This is a genomic window from Photobacterium frigidiphilum, from assembly GCF_003025615.1.
In the GTDB taxonomy this organism is placed as follows: domain Bacteria; phylum Pseudomonadota; class Gammaproteobacteria; order Enterobacterales; family Vibrionaceae; genus Photobacterium; species Photobacterium frigidiphilum.
Genome location: NZ_PYMJ01000118.1, coordinates 1 through 1,139 on the forward strand (window position 1 = coordinate 1; position 1,139 = coordinate 1,139).

Consider the following 1,139-nt stretch of genomic DNA (forward strand, 5'->3'; position numbering starts at 1 on the left):
CATTGATACAAGAGGAACTCTTGCTTTAATATCCCATTTACTCGCTCTGCTAATGCGTTTTGGTAACAGTCGTAACCATCTGTCATTGACGGTTTTATTCGGTGATCACTCAATGTTTGTTGATAGACTCCTGAGCAATATTGCAGCCCTCTATCCGAGTGATGAATCGTCTCTCGTTCATAGAGCCTATTCGCTATTGCCATATCGAGAGCTTTTACCACATCAGTGGCTTTCATTTCATCGCTTAACTCATAGCCCATGATTTTTCGGCTACAAGCATCAGTGACTAGTGATAAGTAATGAACACCACTCTCTGTTTGAACATAAGTGATATCACTTGCAAACACATCTTCCGGCTCTTTAGCCACTAACTCTTTGAGTAAATTAGGATGTTTCTTCATCCAATGCCTACTGTTCGTCGTCTTTATATAGCTACGTTTAGGCTTCACTAAAAGGCGTTCGCTTCGTAGGTAATCAAAGAAACCATCTCGCCCAAGTTTTATTCCCTGCTCAATAAATTTCTGCTTAAGGAGAAAGTACAGCTTTCTAGTACCAAGACGAGGCATGTATCGCCGAAGGTTAAGAACCATATCTTTGATAGGCTGAAGTTCTCGTTTTCGTTGTCTTTTCCGTTTTTCTTGCTGGTAAATAGACTGCCTAGAGATGCCAAGCAGCTCGCAAGCGCGGCTTAGGTTTACAGCTTTTTGCGCTTGAAGGCTTCTTGCTCCTTGGCTATAAGCTTTTTTCTTAAACCCGTCCCATGCTCTGCATCAAGAATATCAACGACTTCATTCAAAAGCAGATTGCGTAAACGTTCATCTTCAAGTTCTTTTTCAAGCCGTTTTATTTTCTGAGCTGGGGATTCTTTGGCTTTTGGTGATTTAGGCATAGTTCGATTCCTTGGCGTTTGCGTCCAATCCATCTTACCGTGTTTTCTCAGCCATGTGAGAACAGTTGAGCGCCCTTGTATGCCATAGGTAGTTTGAGCTTGTTTATAGGTCATATCGCCTTTTTCAACGGCGGCTACAACCTGCAATTTAAAGCCCAAAGTATAATCGCGTTGAGTACGTTTAACGGAGGGGGTGATTGATGTAGTCATAATAAGTCCTAAATGTGTAAACACATTTCAGGACGGGACA

1 pseudogene is annotated in these 1,139 nt (G+C 42.0%); it reads right to left on the reverse strand.

Annotated elements, in window-relative coordinates:
- A pseudogene (locus C9J12_RS30075) lies at positions 1 to 1,099 on the reverse strand (IS3 family transposase); the annotation flags it as partial.
- Positions 1,100 to 1,139 lie beyond the last annotated feature (40 nt).